Genomic DNA, 16,858 nt, shown 5'->3' with positions numbered 1-16,858 from the left:
TACTGAGATGACCACGACGGAGAGGCCCTCACGATGACGGAATACGAGACGATCCTGGTCGAGCAGCGCGGACGTGTGGGGTGGATCACCCTGAACCGCCCCGAGGCGCTCAACGCGTTGAACAGTCGCCTCGCCGACGAGGTCACCGCGGCCGCTGTGGCCTTCGACCTCGACGACGGGGTCGGCGCCATCGTCGTGACCGGGTCTGAGAAGGCGTTCGCCGCCGGCGCGGACATCAAGGAGATGGAGGGCATGTCGGCCTCCGAGATGCTCGAGACCGATCATTTCGGCGTCTGGCATGAGTTCGCCGCGGTACGCACGCCCGTGATCGCCGCCGTCTCGGGGTTCGCACTCGGGGGAGGATGCGAGCTCGCGATGATGTGCGACATCATCCTCGCCGCCGACACCGCGAAGTTCGGGCAGCCCGAGATCAACCTCGGCGTCATTCCCGGCATGGGCGGCACGCAGCGACTCATCCGCGCCGTGGGCTACTACAAGGCGGCCGAACTCGTGCTGTCCGGTCGGTTCATGGGCGCCGAGGAGGCGGAGCGCTCCGGCCTCGTGTCGCGCGTCGTGCCGGCATCCGACCTCCTCGCCGAGGCTACGAGGCTCGCCGAGACCATCGCGTCGAAATCGCTGCCGTCGGTGTTCGCCGCGAAGGCCGCGCTCGACGCGGCGATGGAGACGACGCTCGCCGATGGCCTCGCCCACGAGAAGCGGGCGTTCGCCGAGCTGTTCGACACCGCCGACCAGAAGGAAGGCATGTCCGCCTTCCGGGAGAAGCGTGCGCCCGACTTCCAGAACCGCTGAGCGCCGCTCCACAACTCCGGAGGACCGCGCCCGTTCCGTGCCGAGCACCCGCCGGCAAGCCCGAACCCCCTCGGATCTCCGGAGTCATGGAGCAGAGCCTGCACGCAGGCGGCGGGAGACCTCAGCCGGGCAGCGCGTCGACGATCTTCGCCACGCGCCGCTCGCGGGTCGCATCCTGTTTGGCCTCCGCCACCGAGCGGGCGTGCTCTTTGCGCACGGAATAGGGGAGCGCGTCGAAGGCGGCGCGCAGCGCGGTGTCGGCGTCGAGCGCCTCCGCGAGGGCGGCGGGCACCTCGACAGTGCGCTCGGCCGCATCCAGCCGGATCACCGCATCGACCTCCTCGTCGATCTCGACGCCGAGGTCGGTGCGCACAGCCTTGCTGAAGCCGATCATGTTCGCACCTCCCATCCGGGCCAGGCGCAGACGGGCGGTGCGTCCTCCGATCGTGACCGCGACGGGGAACGCCTTCCCCGCTCCGAACGAGGCGACCTGCTCGTCGGTGAGGATGATCGCGGCGGCGGGGCCACGGCCTTCGAGGATGGTGTGCAGGCGCAGTTCGCTCATGCGGGCAGTGTACGCCCGCGTCCCTCGGCCTCGGATGCCAGGTGGGCGTTGCGCTCCTCGATCAGGCGTCGCATGTACTCGCGAAGGATCAGACGGTCGACGAGGCGTCCGATCGGACCGAACGGCGAGTGGAAGACGATCGTGTCGCGGGCCAGGGTTCCCTGCGGATGCTCCTCGAACATGTGCTCGTGCTCGAACGCTCCGAACGGCCCGGAGAGCTGCCGATCGCGGAACCCGCGCGGCGGGTCGACGTCGTACACGATCGTCCGCAGCCGGAACGGGATGCCGAAGTGCCGTGCTCGCCACGTGACGGTCGACCCCTCCGTGAACACGCCGCCGGCGGGAGCCTCGATCATGGTCTCCCGGTATCGCGCCATCGACCGCAGGTGCATCCCGGGGTCGAGAGCGACTGCGAACACCGTCTCACGCGGTGCGGCGATGACCGTCTCGAGCACGAACGCGGCCATGTCAGAGCGGCTCGGGCTGCGGCCTGGGGTCGGTGAAGTCGCCGGCGGCCTTGCGCATGCGGGCGACGATCGCGACGAGCTCGGCGGCATCCTCGCGGCTCATCCCCGGGTCGGCGAAGACATCGGCGTTCAGGGCGTCCGTGGCGCGAGCGACCAGTTCTCGGCCCGACTCGGTCAGGGCGAGCAGTGCCGCACGGCCGTCGTGCGGGTGCGGTTCGCGCACGATGAGTCCGTCGCGCACGAGGCGCTCCGCGGTGCTCGTGACGGTCGTCGCGTGCACCTGCAGTCGGGCGACGACGCTCGACAGCGGCAGTCGGCCCGACCGGCTGAACGCCAGCAGACGCAGCATCTCGTATCGGGCGAAGCTGAGCGCGAAGGGCTTGAGCGTCGCGTCGACCCGCGCGAGCAGCAGCTGCTGCGCGCGCATGACGGAGGTGACGACGGTCATGCCGTCGGCGGCATCGGTCCATCCGTGCGCGAGCCACTGCCGCTTCGCCTCGGCGAGCGGATCGACGGGCAGCGGACGCGGTCGGTTCACGGTTCTACGGTAGGCCATCGCGTCGCCGCAGCCGGGACCCGGCACCCGGGAGCCGACTGGTGGTCCTCAGTCGCTCGTCGGGTGGAACTCAGTATCAAGGGACTAGAATCGACGCAGTCGTGAGGAGCAATCGATGAAGATCTTCGTCCTGGTCAAAGAGGTGCCGGACACCTATGGCGACCGCAAGCTGAACCTCGAGACCGGCCTCGCCGACAGAGGCGCCGGCGACGTGGTGCTCGATGAGATCACGGAGCGCGCGCTCGAGGTCGCGCTGAGTCATGCCGACAAGAATGAGGGCACCGAGGTGGTCGCGGTCGCGATGGCTCCTGGCGGCTCGACCGCATCGGTGCGCCGAGCGCTCGCGATCGGCGCAGGCTCCGCAGTGCACATCGCCGACGAGCAGCTCGCGGGGGCCGACCTCGGCCTCACTGCCGAGACGCTGGCCGCGGCGATCCGTCGCGGCGAACCCGACCTGGTGGTCACCGGCAACCTGTCGACCGACGGCTCGGGCGGCGTCATGGCGGCGATGCTCGCCGAGCACCTGGGGTGGGCGCAGGCGACGGCGCTGACCTCGGTCGAGATCTCCTCGGACGGCATCACCGGAACCCGAGGGGCGGATGCCGGAGCGCAGCCGATCTCGGCATCCCTCCCGGCGGTGATCTCGATCACCGAGGCACTGCCCGACGCGCGCTTCCCCAACTTCAAGGGCATCATGGCGGCGAAGAAGAAGCCGCTCGAGGTGCTCACCCTCGACGACCTCGGTGTCTCCGCGGACCCGGCGGCCGCACCGCGCACTATCATGACGTCGGTCGCCGAGAAGCCGCCGCGCGCGGCCGGCGTGAAGATCGTCGATGAGGGCGATGCCGCCGAGAAGCTGGTCGAGTACCTCGTGCAGAACAGGCTGGTGTGACATGACCTACCCCGAGAACCCCATCCTCGTCCTGGTCGACCTCGACCCGGCGGGCAACCCCGCCAGCAGCACGGCGGCACTGATCGGCGCGGCCTCGACCGTCGGCGCTCCGGTCGCGCTCGTCGTCGGAGGGTCCGCAGACGCGGCGGCTCAGGTCGCCGCGGCCGGAGCGTCGGTCGTGCTCACGGCCGACGGCGACCCGACGGTGCTCACCGTGCCGATCGTCGATGCACTGCACGCGGCCTTCGAGCAGGTGCGGCCGGACGCGGTGCTGATCTCGAACTCGATCAGCGGACGCGATGTCGCCGGGCGGTTCGCCGTGCGCGCGAAGCTGGCGCTGTCGGTCGACGCCGTCGGCGTCTCGAGGGATGACGAGGGCATCGTCGCCCACCACTCCGTCTACGGAGGCGCGTACCTCACCGACTCGGCTCCCACGTTCGGCGCACCGGTCATCACGGTGCGTCAGGGCGCGGTCGATGCGCGAGCCGAGGCGGTGGAGTCGCCGACGATCGACGCGCTCTCCGTGTCGGCATCCGGCACCGTCGGGGCGACCGTCGGCGCGGTCGAGGCCGTCGAGTCCACGTCGACGCGGCCTGAGCTGCGCGGCGCCACGCGGGTCGTCTCGGGTGGTCGCGGCCTCGCCTCGAAGGAGAAGTTCGTGCTCGTCGAAGAGCTCGCCGACGCTCTCGGCGCAGCGGTCGGCGCCTCGCGCGCGGCGGTCGACGCCGGCTACATCCCCCAGTCGCATCAGGTCGGTCAGACGGGCGTCTCGGTCTCGCCGCAGCTGTATGTCGCCCTCGGCATCTCGGGTGCGATCCAGCATCGCGCGGGCATGCAGACGGCGAAGAACATCGTCGCGATCAACAAGGACGGCGAGGCGCCGATCTTCGACGTCGCCGACTTCGGCATCGTCGGCGATCTGTTCACGATCGTCCCGCAGGTGATCGCGGCCCTCGAGGCGCGGAAGAAGTAGCCATGGCGACGCGGATGCTCAGGCGCGGGCTCCCGCGCGTTCCCGGCGGCGAGCCGTGGCCTCCCGGCGACATCGCCGTGGAGGCGCCTGCGGATGCCGAGTACGCATCGCCGCTCTCGGCGCCGTCGACCTCGCTCGATGAGTCGGAGGAGGCCGCCCCGGCGGCTGCCGCTCCGGTGGCTACCGTGCCGGAGCCCGAGTCCTCGGTCGTCGAGCACGCGGTGCCGTCTGCGGCGAGTGGCGCGTCTCTTCGCCGGGGCCTTCCGCGCACGCCGGGTGGCGAACCGTGGCCTCCCGCGAGCGTGGCGGCTGTCGCAGGCGCAGGCGCAGGCGCTGCCGCGGCGCGGACATCGTCTTCGACGCCGGAGCCGGCGGATGCTGCCACCGACGCCGCGGCAGACGTGCCGACCCGGTCCGCCTCGCCGTCCACGCTCGACGAGCCGACGCCTGAGTCGGCCCCGGTCGTCGCGCAGACGGGATCCGTGCGTCGCGGTCTGCCGCGAGTCGCCGGCGGAGATCCGTGGCCCCCGGCGGATACCGTTCCGCTGATCGCAGTCGCCTCGGACGCGGCCTCCTCCATCGCCGTCGATGCCCCGGCTGCCGCGGATGCCCCGGCCTCCGCGGATGCAGCCTCCGAGGTCGCGGCATCTGCACCGGCATCCGCACCGGCCGCCGCTCCGGCATCCGCACCCACCACGGCCGTCGCCACCGCGGCCGCGTTCGCGCTCGGGGATCCTTCGATCCCGCTGCCCGCTCCCCGCACCGTCTGGAACGGCAGTGCGCCTCGGCACGTCACGGCGACGGCTCCGGCATCCGACCGACCTCGGCCGACCTGGACCCAGGCGATCGCCGTCCTCCTCGGCGCCGCGGCGCTCGGCATCCTGGCGGCCGCTGCCGTGGCGTTCGTGCGGGCGCTGCTGAGCTTCCCGTTCATGCAGGACTTCCTCGCCGCGTTCCCCGGCGAATACGAGCCGGCCGTCGCCGTCGAACCGGGATTCGCCCCGTGGACCAACTGGGCGCACTTCTTCAACGTGTTCCTGATGGTGCTGATCATCCGGTCGGGCCTCCGCATCCGCAACGAGAAGCGCCCGACCGCGTTCTGGACCCCGCGCAACGATCCCAAGGGCAAGGTCAGCCTGACGATCTGGTTCCACCAGGCGCTCGACATCCTCTGGCTCGTGAACGGCGTGATCTTCGTGGTGCTGCTGTTCGTCACCGGACACTGGGCGCGCATCGTGCCGACGAGCTGGGAGGTCATCCCGAACGCGCTGTCGGCCGCGCTGCAGTACGTGTCGTTCGACTGGCCGACCGAGCACGGCTGGGTGAACTACAACAGCCTGCAGCAGCTGGCCTACTTCGTCACGGTGTTCATCGCGGCTCCCTTGGCGGCGGCGACCGGGTTCCGCATGTCGGGGATGTGGCCGAAGAAGGCCGAACGTCTCTCGAAGGCCTACCCGATCGAGTGGGCCCGCGCGCTGCACTTCCCGATCATGATCTACTTCGTGGTGTTCATCATCGGACACGTCGCGCTGGTGTTCCTCACCGGGTTCCTGCGCAACCTCAACCACATGTACGCCTCCTCGGACGCCGTCGGCTGGACCGGGTTCTGGGTCTTCGTGGCATCGCTGGTGGTGATCGCCCTCGGCTGGGTCGCCGCCCGGCCGCTCGTCATCGCCCCGATCGCGAAGCTGTTCGGCACCGTCTCCGGACGTTGACCCGTCCACGATTCAGCCCAGACCGCTTCCGACGCAGCGAAACGGCCCCCTGCCTGAGGCAGGGGGCCGTTCATGCGAAAACGTGAGCGCGAGGCCACGAGGCGCGGGCTCAGCGCACGAAGCGCACCTCGGTCAGCGTCTCGCCGAGGAACGGCTCGGTGTGGCTCGCGCCGTCGAGCGTGAATCCGTTGCGCGTGTAGAAGCGGTGGGCGCGGGGGTTGTCCTCCGCGACCCACAGGTAGAGAGGTTCGTCCTTCTCGACGGCGGCGTCGAACAGCTTCTGGCCGATGCCCGTGGAGTGGTACGCGTCGAGCAGGTAGATGAAGTACAGCTCGCGGAACGCCGGGGCGTCCTTGTCGCGGGCGGGGCCGGAGCCGACGAACCCGACGATCTCTCCGTCGACGAGCGCGGCGCGCATGGTGAACTCGGGGCCCTGCGAGGCCCAGTGCGTCCACAGCTCGGCCATGCGGCGGGGCGAGACCTTCTCGAGGGCTGCCTTGCTGATCAGGTGGTCGTAGGTCTCGTGCCAGCACTGCGCGTGCACGCGACCCAGGGCTTCCGCATCCACATCACGGACCGGACGGACGATGACTTCAGGCTGGGCTTCGGCGCTCATATCGCGACTCTACGCGCGGGGTCCGCGAAGAGGAAATCGAACGGAAGCGTTCCCGCAGCACCGATATGCCGCTGGAGACATCGCACAACGATGTTCGCGAATCGTTCGTCGCTGGCTACGATCAGTGCTCGTGAACGTGATCTGGCGCACTCTCCTCGTGATCCTCTCCGCCCGTCGCCGCGTGCGGCGAGGCAAGACCCTCGACGCGGGCTCCGTCAGCAGCATCACACTGACGACGCTCCCCACCGACATCGACATCCTGCGCCACATGAACAACGGTCGATACCTGTCGCTGTTCGACCTCGGTCGCTGGGACCTGCTGATCCGCACGGGGCTGTTCGACGCGATGAACGAGCGCGGCTGGTACGCCGTCGTGTCGAGCGAGACCGTCACCTTCCGCAAGTCCCTGCAGCTCTGGCAGCGGTTCGAGGTGCAGTCCCGGTTCATCGGACACGACGACAAGGCCGTGTTCCTCGAGCACCGAGCCGTCGTCGGCGGCGAGATCTACGCGCGGGTGATCGTGCGCTCGCGGATGCTGCGCCGCACCGGAGGCACGGTCAGCAACGAAGAGCTGTTCGCCGCAGTGGGCAAGCCCGAGGGCGTGCCCGAGATCGATCCGTGGGTGCACGACTGGGCCGCGGCATCCGCTCTGCCTCCCGTGCGCACCTCCGCGCCGAGCGTGTGGAACTGACCCCGTGACCGATCCGTGGGGTCTCGAGACGCGCGCACCGGGCTCGGTGCTGCTGGTGGGATGCGGCAAGCTCGGCGTGCGACTCGGCGAGCGGATCGTCGAGCAGGGCGCACAGGTCACGGCCATGCGCCGGAGTGCAGGGGAGCTGCCCTTCCCGACGATCGAGGCGGACCTGCGGCATCCGCTCGACCGTGACCTTCCGGCCTTCGACTCGGTCGTGATCACGCTGCCGCCCAGCACCGAGGGCGACTCGATCTATCCACCGGCGCTGCGCGGGCTCGCGAAGGCCCTGCCGTCGATGCCGGAGCGGGTCGTGTTCGTGTCATCGACGCGCGTGTTCGAGGGGCGTCCTGGCGAGACACCGCTGACCGAGCGCGACGCGACGCGGGTCTCGAGCGAGCGAGGCGGCGATCTGGTCGAGGGCGAGCAGCTGGCCATGGAGCTGTTCGGTGCCCGTATCGTGCGGCCCGCCGGCATCTACGGCCCGGGACGCGACTTCCTCATCCGACGGGTGCGAGAGGCGGCACCGGTCGACCACACGCGTCGCACGAACCGGATCCACGAGACGGACCTCGTGCGTCTGCTCGAGGCGATGCTGTGCGCCGACTCCGCGCCACCGCTGATCCACGCCGTCGATCGGGAGCCGGTGCTGCTCGGAGGCGTGGTCGCGCATATCGCCACCCGGCTCGGCGTCGAGCCGCCGCCGCACCTCGACCCCGAGGTCGGCGGCGGGACGGTGCTCGACGGGCATCTGCTGCAGGAGTTCCTCGGCGATCTCGACTACCCGACCTTCCGCGAGGGATACGACGAGATGATCGCCGCGCTCTGAGCGGTTTCACCTCTTCCGGTCGCAGTTCGTGCCGCCCGCCCGCGCGTTCGACGGCACGAACTGCGACCGGAACCGCACGACGCGATCGTCGCTCAGGGCCAGGCGCTCACCGCGGTCCTAGGCTGAGCTCATGGCCGACCCGATGCCCTCCACGGATCCCGAATCCGTCTCGCTCGCGGACCGTGCGGTCGAGCTCGCCCGCCGCTGGGCGATCGAGGCCGCGGCCGCCGATGTCGATCCGGCGGCCGAGCGCCTGGCCGGTGTGCTGCAGGATGCCAACGGGCTGCCGTTCACGCTCGGATTCGTCGACGGGGTCATGCGCCCCGAGAGCCTCAGCGCCGCGGCATCCCAGCTGCACCGCATCGCCCCGATCGTGCCCGACTTCCTGCCGTGGTACCTGCGGTCGGCCGTGCGCATCGGCGGCGGAGTCGCACAGATGCTGCCGAGCCCCGTGGTGCCCATCGCCCGCCGGGTGCTGCGCGAGATCGTCGGTCACCTGGTCGTCGACGCCCGACCGGCGAAGCTCGGTCCTGCGATCGCGAAGATCCGCGAATCGGGCGCACGACTCAACCTCAACCTGCTGGGAGAGGCCGTGCTCGGCGAGGCCGAGGCGCAGCGGCGGCTCGACGGCATCCATGAGCTGATCCGTCGTCCCGATGTCGACTACGTCTCGGTGAAGGTGTCGGCGATCGTCAGCCACATCTCGATGTGGGCGTTCGACGAGGTCGTGCAGTCGGTCGTCGAGCGACTCCTTCCGCTGTATCTGACCGCCGCGTCGGATCGCACCTTCATCAACCTCGACATGGAGGAGTATCGCGACCTCGATCTGACGATCGCGGTGTTCACACGCATCCTCGAGGATCCGCGGCTCGAAGGTCTCGAGGCCGGCATCGTGCTGCAGGCCTATCTGCCCGACGCCCTGCCGGCGCTGCAGCAGCTCACCGCCTGGGCTCTCGAGCGCGTCGACCACGGCGGCGCCCCCATCAAGGTGCGGCTCGTCAAGGGAGCCAACCTCGCGATGGAGCGGGTCGAGGCGCGGATGCACGGATGGACGCAGGCGACGTACGACACGAAGCTCGACACCGACGCCAACTATCTGCGCTGCCTCGACTGGGCGCTGCGCCCCGAGAACGTCGCCGCCGTGCGTCTGGGGATCGCGGGTCACAACCTGTTCGGCATCGCCTATGCGTGGCTGCTCGCGGGGGAGCGGGGTGTCCGCGCTCTCGATCCGGGATCGGCGACCGCCGCGAACTCGCAGCCGCCGATCGAATTCGAGATGCTCCTCGGCATGGCGCAGGGGCAGGTGCAGGCCGTCTCCCGCGAGGTCGGCGAGGTGCTTCTCTATGTCCCGGTCGTGAAGCCGAGCGAGTTCGACGTCGCCATCAGCTACCTGGTGCGCCGGCTCGAAGAGAACGCGTCGAGCGACAACTTCCTGTCCGCAGCATTCCGCCTCGGTGACGACGAGGCGCTGTTCGTGCGTGAGCGCGACAGGTTCCTCGATGCGGTCGACCGCTCGGCGTCCCCGACGCTGCAGGTGGGGGCGCTGCGCAGCCAGGACCGACTCGCACCCGTGCACGAGTCCATGCGCCCCGTGCCGGTGGCGCCTGCGCCCGAGGAGGGGCTGACCCAGGCGGTGCTCGGAATCTCGCGCGGATCGGATGACCCGACCGGGCCGTTCCTGGAGACCGCGGTCTACGCCCCACGCGAGATCGATGAGGCGACCGGCGGCGCGCCGGGCTTCGCGAACACGCCCGACAGCGACCCGTCGCTTCCGGCCAACCGGGACTGGGCCCGCGAGATCACCGCCCGGATCGACGACTCCAGCCTCGGCGTCTCGACGATCGAGGCCGCCCGGATCGACGATGCGGAGACGCTCGAGGCCACGATCGCGGGCGTGCACGACGCCGCGGCGCTCTGGGGTGCTCGCCCCGCCGCCGAGCGGGCCGAGGTGCTGCTGCGCGCGGCCGCCGCTCTGGAAGGGCGCCGCGGAGACCTGATCGAGGTCGCCGCCTCCGAGACCGGCAAGGTCTTCGCCGAGGCCGACGTCGAGGTCAGCGAGGCCGTGGACTTCGCGCGCTACTACGCCGCCAAGGCGCGGGAGTTGGATGCCGTCGCCGGCGCCACGTTCGACCCGGCGCGCGTGACGGTCGTCACCCCACCGTGGAACTTCCCTCTCGCGATCCCCGCGGGCGGCGTGCTCGCCGCGCTCGCCGCGGGCTCCGGAGTCGTCTTCAAGCCGGCTCCGCAGGCTCGCCGCTGCGCGGCGGTCATCGCCGAGACGCTCTGGGAGGTCGGCGTTCCCCGCGACGTGCTCGCCCTCGTCGACATCGAAGAGGGCGATCTCGGCCGCGAGCTGATCTCGCACGAGTCCGTCGATCGGGTCATCCTCACCGGTTCGTGGGAGACGGCGGCGCTGTTCCGCTCGTGGCGCCCCGAACTGCCGCTGCTCGCCGAGACCAGCGGCAAGAACGCGATGATCATCACCCCCTCGGCTGATCTCGATCTCGCGGTCGCCGATCTGGTGCGCAGCGCCTTCGGGCACGCGGGGCAGAAGTGTTCGGCGGCCTCCCTCGCGATCCTCGTCGGACCCGTCGGACGCTCCCAGCGCTTCGCCCGTCAATTGGCCGATGCCACTCGGTCGCTGCATGTCGGCTGGCCCACCGATCCGCTCGCCGAGGTCGGACCCGTGATCGAGCGACCCGAGGGCAAGCTCGCGTGGGCGCTCACCGAGCTCGAGGGCGACGAGCAGTGGCTCATCGAGCCCGCCGTCTCGACCGACGACCCCACGGGGCGTCTCTGGCGACCCGGCATCCGTGTGGGAGTGCAGCCGGGTTCGCGGTTCCACACCGAGGAGTTCTTCGGCCCGGTGCTCGGCGTCATGCACGCGCCGACGCTGGAGCGGGCGATCGATCTACAGAATGCGGTCGAGTACGGTCTGACCGCCGGACTGCACACGCAGGATCCGGCTGAGCTCGCGCTCTGGCTCGACCGCGTGCAGGCCGGCAACCTCTACGTGAACCGCGGCATCACCGGTGCGATCGTGCAGCGCCAGCCGTTCGGCGGGTGGAAGCGCTCCTCGGTGGGCCCCGGCGCCAAGGCCGGCGGCCCGAACTACCTCATCGGACTCGGATCCTGGCGGTCGAGCGGGTCCGGCACCGTCTCGAGCACTCTCCATCTGCGCGGGCTGGACTCGCGCATCACCGACCTCATCGAGTCAGCGCAGCCGTCGCTCGACTTCGAGGCCTTCGAGTGGCTGCGTCGTTCTGCGCTCTCGGATGCGCTCGCCTGGGACCGCGAGTTCGGGCAGGTGCGCGACGTGTCGCACCTCGGGATCGAGCGCAACCTGTTCCGCTACCGCCCGGTGCCGGTCGCGATCAGAGCCACCGCGGATGCCGGCTGGCAGGAGCTGCTGCGCGTCGTCGTCGCCGCGGTGCGCGCCGGCGCCCGGTTCGTGCTGTCGACGCCCGTCGGTCTTCCGGCGCCGGTTCGCCGCGCTCTCGGCGAGCTCGGCGCCATCGTCCACATGGAGAGCGACGACGAGTGGATCGAGCGGATGCGGCGGCGCGGCGAGCAGCCGTCCACGACGCTCGAATCCCTCGACGACGAATTGCGACCGAGCCGGGTGCGACTGGTCGGGCCCCGCGACTCCGTGGCAGCGCTGCACCGCGCACTGGCGACAGCCGTCGGCGGCGATCCCGACCTCGCGGTGTACGACGGCGAGGTCACCTCCGCCGGGCGCATCGAGCTGCTGCCCTTCGTGCACGAGCAGGCCATCGCGATCACCGCGCACCGCTACGGCAACCCCGACGCCTGGAGCGCTTCCGTCATCTGACGCCGCGCGAGCGCGGTGTAAAGAATTCTTGACACAGCGGCTGCAGCAGGCGTAACCTCGTGTCAAGAATCTTTTACACGGGAGGGTGTCATGGTCTACGAGGAGCGCAACGTCTGGGTCGGTCTCGTCGTCAGCCTGATCGCCATCACGGCGTACGTCGTCGCGGTGCTGCAGCAGGCGGCCGGCGGTCCCGTGACCGAGGTCGACTGGCCGCCGCTGATGCTGTGGATGATCGGCGGCGGAATCGTCGTGACCATCGCGATCAGCATCATCTGGGGCATGATCGCCGGCGCACGTGACCCCGAGGGCGTGGGCAAGTCCGACATCCGCGATCGGGACATCGGTCGCATGGGGAGTCGTGTCGAGCAGGCGTTCGTGGCCATCGCGGGCACCGGCGTGATCCTGCTCTGCGCGATGAACGCGGACGTCTTCTGGATCGCCCACGCCATGTTCGCGGGCTTCGCGATCGCGACGATCGTGGGCGGGATCGCGCGGGTCGTGGCCTATCGAAGGGGTCTCGTCTGATGGTCAAGCCGACGCTCGTCTCCAACCGCATCCGTGCGCATCGGGAGGCCGCCGGTCTGACCCAGGCCGAGCTCGCCCGCCGCGTCGGCGTGACTCGCCAGACGCTGATCGCGATCGAGCAGGAGAAGTACTCGCCGACCCTCGAACTGGCCTTTCAGATCGCCCGGGCATTCGGCGTCGGCATCGACGACCTGTTCCAGTACCCCGAGCCCACGACCACGGAGGTGTGAGATGACCGAGACGATGCCTGCCTGGGTGCGTGAGACGTACGGCCCGTCCGACGGAGTGCACCTCGAGCAGATCCCCGTTCCGATCCCGCGTCCGGGCGAGGTGGTGCTGCGCGTCGAGGCGACCGCCCTCAACGCCGGTGATATCCGCCTCATGCTCGGAGACCCCCTGCTCGTGCGTCCGGTCTTCGGCCTGACGCGCCCGAAGCATCCGGTGCGGGGAATGGAGGTGGCCGGCACCGTCGTCGCCGTCGGATCCCAGGAGATCGGCGCCGAGGTCGGCGAGCGCGTGGTGGGCGAGCTCGTCGGAGGAGGGGGACTCGCATCGCATGTCGCTGTGCCCGCGACGCGCCTCGTCCCGATCCCGCCGGATGTGACCTCCGAGACTGCGGCCTGCCTGCCGATCGCCGCAGGTACCGCATGGCAGGCCCTCGACCACGCGGGGATCGGCTTCCGCTCCGTCAAGCACACTGCGGCGGGCCATGTCCCTCGAGTCCTGGTGCTCGGCGCCTCCGGGGGAGTGGGCACCTTCGTGGTGCAGCTCGCGGCGCTGCGCGGTGCCGAGGTCTGGGCGACGTGCGGCGAACGCAACGCGCGCCTCGTCGAGCACCTCGGCGCCGTGCGCACCCTCGACCACCGTCGCTCGCCGCTGACGGAGCTGCCCGCAGCGCACTTCGACGCGGTGATCGACATCGCCGGAGGGATGCCGCTGCGCGACCTGCAGCGCCTCGTGATCTCCGGCGGACGGGTGGTGCTCGTGACGGGTGACGGCGGCCCCGTGCTGGGCCCGATCCCGCGGATGGTGAAGGCGGCGTTCCTGTCGATCGGTTCGAGCCGCCGCATCCGCCCGCTGGCGGCGAGCCCTCGTTCGGAGATCCTGGCGAAGCTGCTCGAGCTCACCGCCGAGGGGCGGATCACACCCGTGATCGAGCGCGAATTCGGATTCGACGAGGCCCGCGCGGCCCTCGCGCACCTCGAAGCCGGTCATACGGTCGGCAAGGTCGTCGTCCGCGGAGCCTGAGCGAGAAGCGCCTGCGCTCTGGCGGCGTCCAGGGGGCGGGTGACAGAATGGATGCTGGCGTGCCCGAGTCGCATCTTCCCCGGGCGCCGGCTCTCATCGAGCGGCGCGGGTCGAAGGACCGCCGGGCCCCTGGACAGCGTCCGCCGCATCCGTTCGAGGAGCCCCATGTCTGTCGAAACCACTGCGCCGGCATCCGAGACCGCAGCCCCGGTCCGCACCGCACACCACCGTCACTACCTGATGTGCACGCCGTCGCACTTCACGGTGAACTACTCGATCAACCCGTGGATGGAGCCCTCGAAGCCGACCGACACGGCCAGGGCGGTCGAGCAGTGGCAGAAGCTGCACGACCTGTACCTCGAGCTCGGCCATGAGGTCGAGCTGATCGAGCCTCTCGCCGGGTTCCCCGACATGGTCTACACGGCGAACGGCGGGTTCCTGATCGACGGCCGCGCCTACGTACCGAAGTTCCGCTTCGTCGAGCGCCAGGGTGAGGCGCCCGCGTTCGCCGACTGGTTCCGCGCCGCGGGCTACGACACCGTGATCCCCGAAGAGGTCAACGAGGGCGAGGGCGACTTCCTGCTCGTCGGCGACGTGATCCTCGCCGGCACCGGGTTCCGCTCGACCGGCGACAGCCACCGCGAGGTCGGCGACGTCTTCGGCCGTGAGGTCGTGTCGCTCAACCTGGTCGACCCGCGCTTCTACCACCTGGACACCGCGATCGCGGTGCTCGACCCCGTTCAGGGCGTAGAGAACGGCGGCCCCGAGCGCGCGAACATCGCGTATCTGCCCGGCGCGTTCGATGACGAGAGCCGGGCGATCCTCGAGGAGCGCTTCCCCGAGGCGATCCTCGTGTCCGACGAGGACGGATCCGTCTTCGGTCTCAACTCCGCGAGCGACGGCTACAACGTGATCATCTCGCCGCGCGCGAAGGGCTTCGAGAAGCAGCTGCGCGAGCGCGGCTACAACCCGATCATGATCGACCTGTCCGAGCTGCTGCTCGGCGGCGGCGGCATCAAGTGCTGCACCCTCGAACTGCGCGGTGCGGTGTGACCGCCGTCGACTCGGGCGTGAGCGCCGAGGTGACGGCGGAGCCGCACGTCGCCCACAACTACCACCCGCTGCCGGTCAACATCGCCCGGGGTGAGGGTGCGTGGGTGACGGATGTCGAGGGCAAGCGGTACCTCGATCTGCTCGCCGCCTATTCGGCGGTGAACTTCGGGCACCGGCATCCGGCTCTCGTGGCGGCCCTGACCGAGCAGCTCGGTCGCGTCACCCTCACGAGCCGCGCCTTCATGAGCGATCGGCTCGAGCCGTTCGCCGCCGCGCTGTCGACTCTCGCCGGCAAAGACATGGTGCTGCCGATGAACACCGGCGCCGAAGCGGTCGAGACCGGCATCAAGGTCGCTCGCGCATGGGGGTATCGCGTCAAGGGCATCGCGGACGACCAGGCGCGCATCATCGTCGCGGCCGGCAACTTCCACGGCCGCACCACGACCATCGTCAGCTTCAGCGACGACCCCGAGGCGCGGACGGACTTCGGCCCGTACACGCCGGGATTCGACGTGGTTCCCTATGGGGACGCGGATGCCGTCGCAGCGGCCATCACCGAGAACACCGCCGCCGTGCTGATCGAGCCGATCCAGGGCGAGGGCGGAGTGGTGATCCCCCCGGAGGGATACCTGCGCCGCATCCGCGAGATCTGCGACGAGAAGAACGTGCTGTTCATCGCCGATGAGATCCAGTCGGGTCTCGGCCGGGTCGGCGAGACCTTCGCCTGCGATCGGGAGGGCGTCGTGCCCGACCTGTATCTCCTGGGCAAGGCGCTGGGCGGCGGGATCCTTCCGGTGTCGGCGGTCGTCGGCGACGCGGATGTGCTCGGAGTCATCCGCCCGGGTGAACACGGTTCGACGTTCGGGGGCAACCCGCTCGCCGCGGCCGTCGGCCTGCGGGTCGTCGAGATGCTCGAGTCCGGGGAGTTCCAGGAGCGCGCTCGCGCACTCGGCGCCCACCTCGCCGCCGGCCTCGAGCCGCTGATCGGGCACGGGGTGACCGAGGTGCGCATCGCCGGGCTGTGGGCCGGCGTCGACATCGACCCCGCCAAGGGCACCGGCCGCGAGATCGCGGAGAAGCTCCTCGACCGGGGTGTGCTCGTCAAGGACACCCACGGTCAGACGATCCGCATCGCCCCTCCGCTGGTGATCCGCGCGACCGAACTCGACTGGGCGGTCGAGCAGCTGAAGCTGGTTCTCGGGGCGTGACGCCCTGTCCGCCGGGCGACACGCCCGGCGGACAGCCCGGATTTGCCGGAACCCCGGAACCCACGTAACTTATTACTTGTTCGCCCCACAGGGAAGCGGAGAGGCCGAGAGCCTTACCCCCCTCAAGCGGAGAACCACCTCCACTCGATCAGCTCCTCGGAGCAGATCGCAGACACACTTCTGTCTGACCTGGAGCTTCCACTTCGGAGAAACGGTCGATTTGACAGCGACTCCGGAACGGATAAGCTAGTGAAGTTGCCTCGGCGGCCTTGAGCCCCGAGCTGCAGATCTGGTTCTGAGCCTCACGGCGTGTCGATTTGACAGGCCGAATGGCACAGATAAGATAGAGAAGTTGCCCTTCGGGCCTGGTTGTGATGACTGGGTCGTGGGAGCATCCGATCCTTGAGAACTCAACAGCGTGCACTTGTCAAATGCCAAATAACCTCGATTCAGCTTCGGCTGGATGAGATTCCTTTGGATCAAAGACCAACCTCCTTGTGGGGTTGGCAACGGATAAAGTCAGCAATGATTTGTCTCTTTGGTCAGCATCAAACTCGCTGCGTCACCGTTTTCCCGGTGTCGTATGCATTTCTTTTTTACGGAGAGTTTGATCCTGGCTCAGGATGAACGCTGGCGGCGTGCTTAACACATGCAAGTCGAACGGTGAACACGGAGCTTGCTCTGTGGGATCAGTGGCGAACGGGTGAGTAACACGTGAGCAACCTGCCCCTGACTCTGGGATAAGCGCTGGAAACGGCGTCTAATACTGGATACGAGTAGCGGCCGCATGGTCAGTTACTGGAAAGATTTATTGGTTGGGGATGGGCTCGCGGCCTATCAGCTTGTTGGTGAGGTAATGGCTCACCAAGGCGTCGACG

At 69.4% G+C, this 16,858-nt stretch carries 16 protein-coding genes and 1 rRNA gene; 13 read left to right on the top strand and 4 right to left on the bottom strand.

From position 1 onward, the window contains the following. Positions 1-33 precede the first annotated feature (33 nt). Positions 34-810, top strand: coding sequence for an enoyl-CoA hydratase-related protein (locus tag ACIPV5_RS00085; protein WP_053097849.1), 777 nt, complete (start codon positions 34-36; stop codon positions 808-810). A gap of 121 nt (positions 811-931) precedes the next feature. On the opposite strand, the gene ACIPV5_RS00080 is transcribed toward ACIPV5_RS00085, so the two are convergent. From ACIPV5_RS00080 to ACIPV5_RS00070, 3 genes are read right to left on the bottom strand one after another with little or no spacing between them, the layout of a single operon-like run. Continuing rightward, positions 932-1,375 carry a YdeI/OmpD-associated family protein gene (locus ACIPV5_RS00080; protein WP_400338772.1) on the bottom strand — a complete coding sequence of 148 codons (444 nt, stop codon included), beginning with the start codon at positions 1,373-1,375 and terminating at the stop codon, positions 932-934. Continuing rightward, positions 1,372-1,842, bottom strand: coding sequence for an SRPBCC family protein (locus tag ACIPV5_RS00075; protein WP_400338769.1), 471 nt, complete (start codon positions 1,840-1,842; stop codon positions 1,372-1,374). The genes ACIPV5_RS00080 and ACIPV5_RS00075 overlap by 4 nt, the downstream gene beginning before the upstream one ends. 1 nt (position 1,843) lies before the next feature. Further along, positions 1,844-2,380, bottom strand: coding sequence for a MarR family winged helix-turn-helix transcriptional regulator (locus ACIPV5_RS00070; protein WP_053099260.1), 537 nt, complete (start codon positions 2,378-2,380; stop codon positions 1,844-1,846). Positions 2,381-2,513: 133 nt separating this feature from the next. Here ACIPV5_RS00070 and ACIPV5_RS00065 point away from each other — a divergent pair, with 133 nt between their 5' ends. The 3 genes from ACIPV5_RS00065 to ACIPV5_RS00055 are packed head-to-tail and all read left to right on the top strand — an operon-like array spanning position 2,514 to position 5,978. After that, positions 2,514-3,290 (top strand): electron transfer flavoprotein subunit beta/FixA family protein, encoded by a 777-nt coding sequence (locus tag ACIPV5_RS00065; protein ID WP_400338763.1) that lies wholly within the window; start codon positions 2,514-2,516, stop codon positions 3,288-3,290. Position 3,291: 1 nt separating this feature from the next. Further along, the gene (locus tag ACIPV5_RS00060) at positions 3,292-4,263 is read left to right on the top strand and encodes an electron transfer flavoprotein subunit alpha/FixB family protein (protein WP_053097841.1); all 972 of its coding nucleotides are present in this window, start codon (positions 3,292-3,294) and stop codon (positions 4,261-4,263) included. 2 nt (positions 4,264-4,265) lie between these two features. After that, entirely contained in the window at positions 4,266-5,978 is a 1,713-nt protein-coding gene (locus ACIPV5_RS00055; protein WP_400338759.1) for a cytochrome b/b6 domain-containing protein, read from the top strand. Positions 5,979-6,087: 109 nt separating this feature from the next. On the opposite strand, the gene ACIPV5_RS00050 is transcribed toward ACIPV5_RS00055, so the two are convergent. Beyond that, on the bottom strand, positions 6,088-6,594 hold the full coding sequence (locus ACIPV5_RS00050; protein WP_053097837.1) for a GNAT family N-acetyltransferase: 507 nt from the start codon (positions 6,592-6,594) through the stop codon (positions 6,088-6,090). Between the two features lie 130 nt (positions 6,595-6,724). On the opposite strand from ACIPV5_RS00050, the gene ACIPV5_RS00045 reads away from it, so the two are divergent. From ACIPV5_RS00045 to ACIPV5_RS00005, 9 genes are all read left to right on the top strand, one after another. After that, positions 6,725-7,285 (top strand): acyl-CoA thioesterase, encoded by a 561-nt coding sequence (locus ACIPV5_RS00045; protein WP_056280685.1) that lies wholly within the window; start codon positions 6,725-6,727, stop codon positions 7,283-7,285. Between the two features lie 4 nt (positions 7,286-7,289). Continuing rightward, positions 7,290-8,114, top strand: a complete 825-nt coding sequence (locus ACIPV5_RS00040) for a hypothetical protein (protein ID WP_400338757.1) — start codon at positions 7,290-7,292, stop codon at positions 8,112-8,114. Positions 8,115-8,244: 130 nt separating this feature from the next. Beyond that, complete coding sequence (locus tag ACIPV5_RS00035) at positions 8,245-11,946, top strand: proline dehydrogenase family protein (RefSeq protein WP_400338754.1); 3,702 nt, start codon at positions 8,245-8,247, stop codon at positions 11,944-11,946. Between the two features lie 90 nt (positions 11,947-12,036). Beyond that, positions 12,037-12,471 carry a hypothetical protein gene (locus ACIPV5_RS00030; RefSeq protein WP_072591946.1) on the top strand — a complete coding sequence of 145 codons (435 nt, stop codon included), beginning with the start codon at positions 12,037-12,039 and terminating at the stop codon, positions 12,469-12,471. Continuing rightward, positions 12,471-12,701 carry a helix-turn-helix transcriptional regulator gene (locus ACIPV5_RS00025; protein WP_053097831.1) on the top strand — a complete coding sequence of 77 codons (231 nt, stop codon included), beginning with the start codon at positions 12,471-12,473 and terminating at the stop codon, positions 12,699-12,701. The genes ACIPV5_RS00030 and ACIPV5_RS00025 overlap by 1 nt, the downstream gene beginning before the upstream one ends. A 1-nt stretch (position 12,702) precedes the next feature. Further along, positions 12,703-13,719: an NAD(P)-dependent alcohol dehydrogenase gene (locus ACIPV5_RS00020; protein ID WP_400338751.1), complete on the top strand. Its 1,017-nt coding sequence runs from the start codon at positions 12,703-12,705 to the stop codon at positions 13,717-13,719. A 165-nt stretch (positions 13,720-13,884) separates the two neighbouring features. Further along, the gene (gene ddaH, locus ACIPV5_RS00015) at positions 13,885-14,772 is read left to right on the top strand and encodes a dimethylargininase (protein ID WP_053097827.1); all 888 of its coding nucleotides are present in this window, start codon (positions 13,885-13,887) and stop codon (positions 14,770-14,772) included. Continuing rightward, entirely contained in the window at positions 14,769-15,980 is a 1,212-nt protein-coding gene (gene rocD, locus ACIPV5_RS00010) for an ornithine--oxo-acid transaminase (protein WP_053097826.1), read from the top strand. The genes ddaH and rocD overlap by 4 nt, the downstream gene beginning before the upstream one ends. Before the next feature lie 595 nt (positions 15,981-16,575). Then, a 16S ribosomal RNA gene (locus ACIPV5_RS00005) occupies positions 16,576-16,858 on the top strand; the annotation flags it as partial.

Origin of the sequence: Microbacterium sp. NPDC090014 (assembly GCF_044748285.1) — a bacterium.
Taxonomy (GTDB): Bacteria; Actinomycetota; Actinomycetes; order Actinomycetales; family Microbacteriaceae; genus Microbacterium.
The sequence above is the reverse complement of the archived record's forward strand: the minus strand, read 5'-3'. Positions and strand labels throughout refer to the sequence as shown.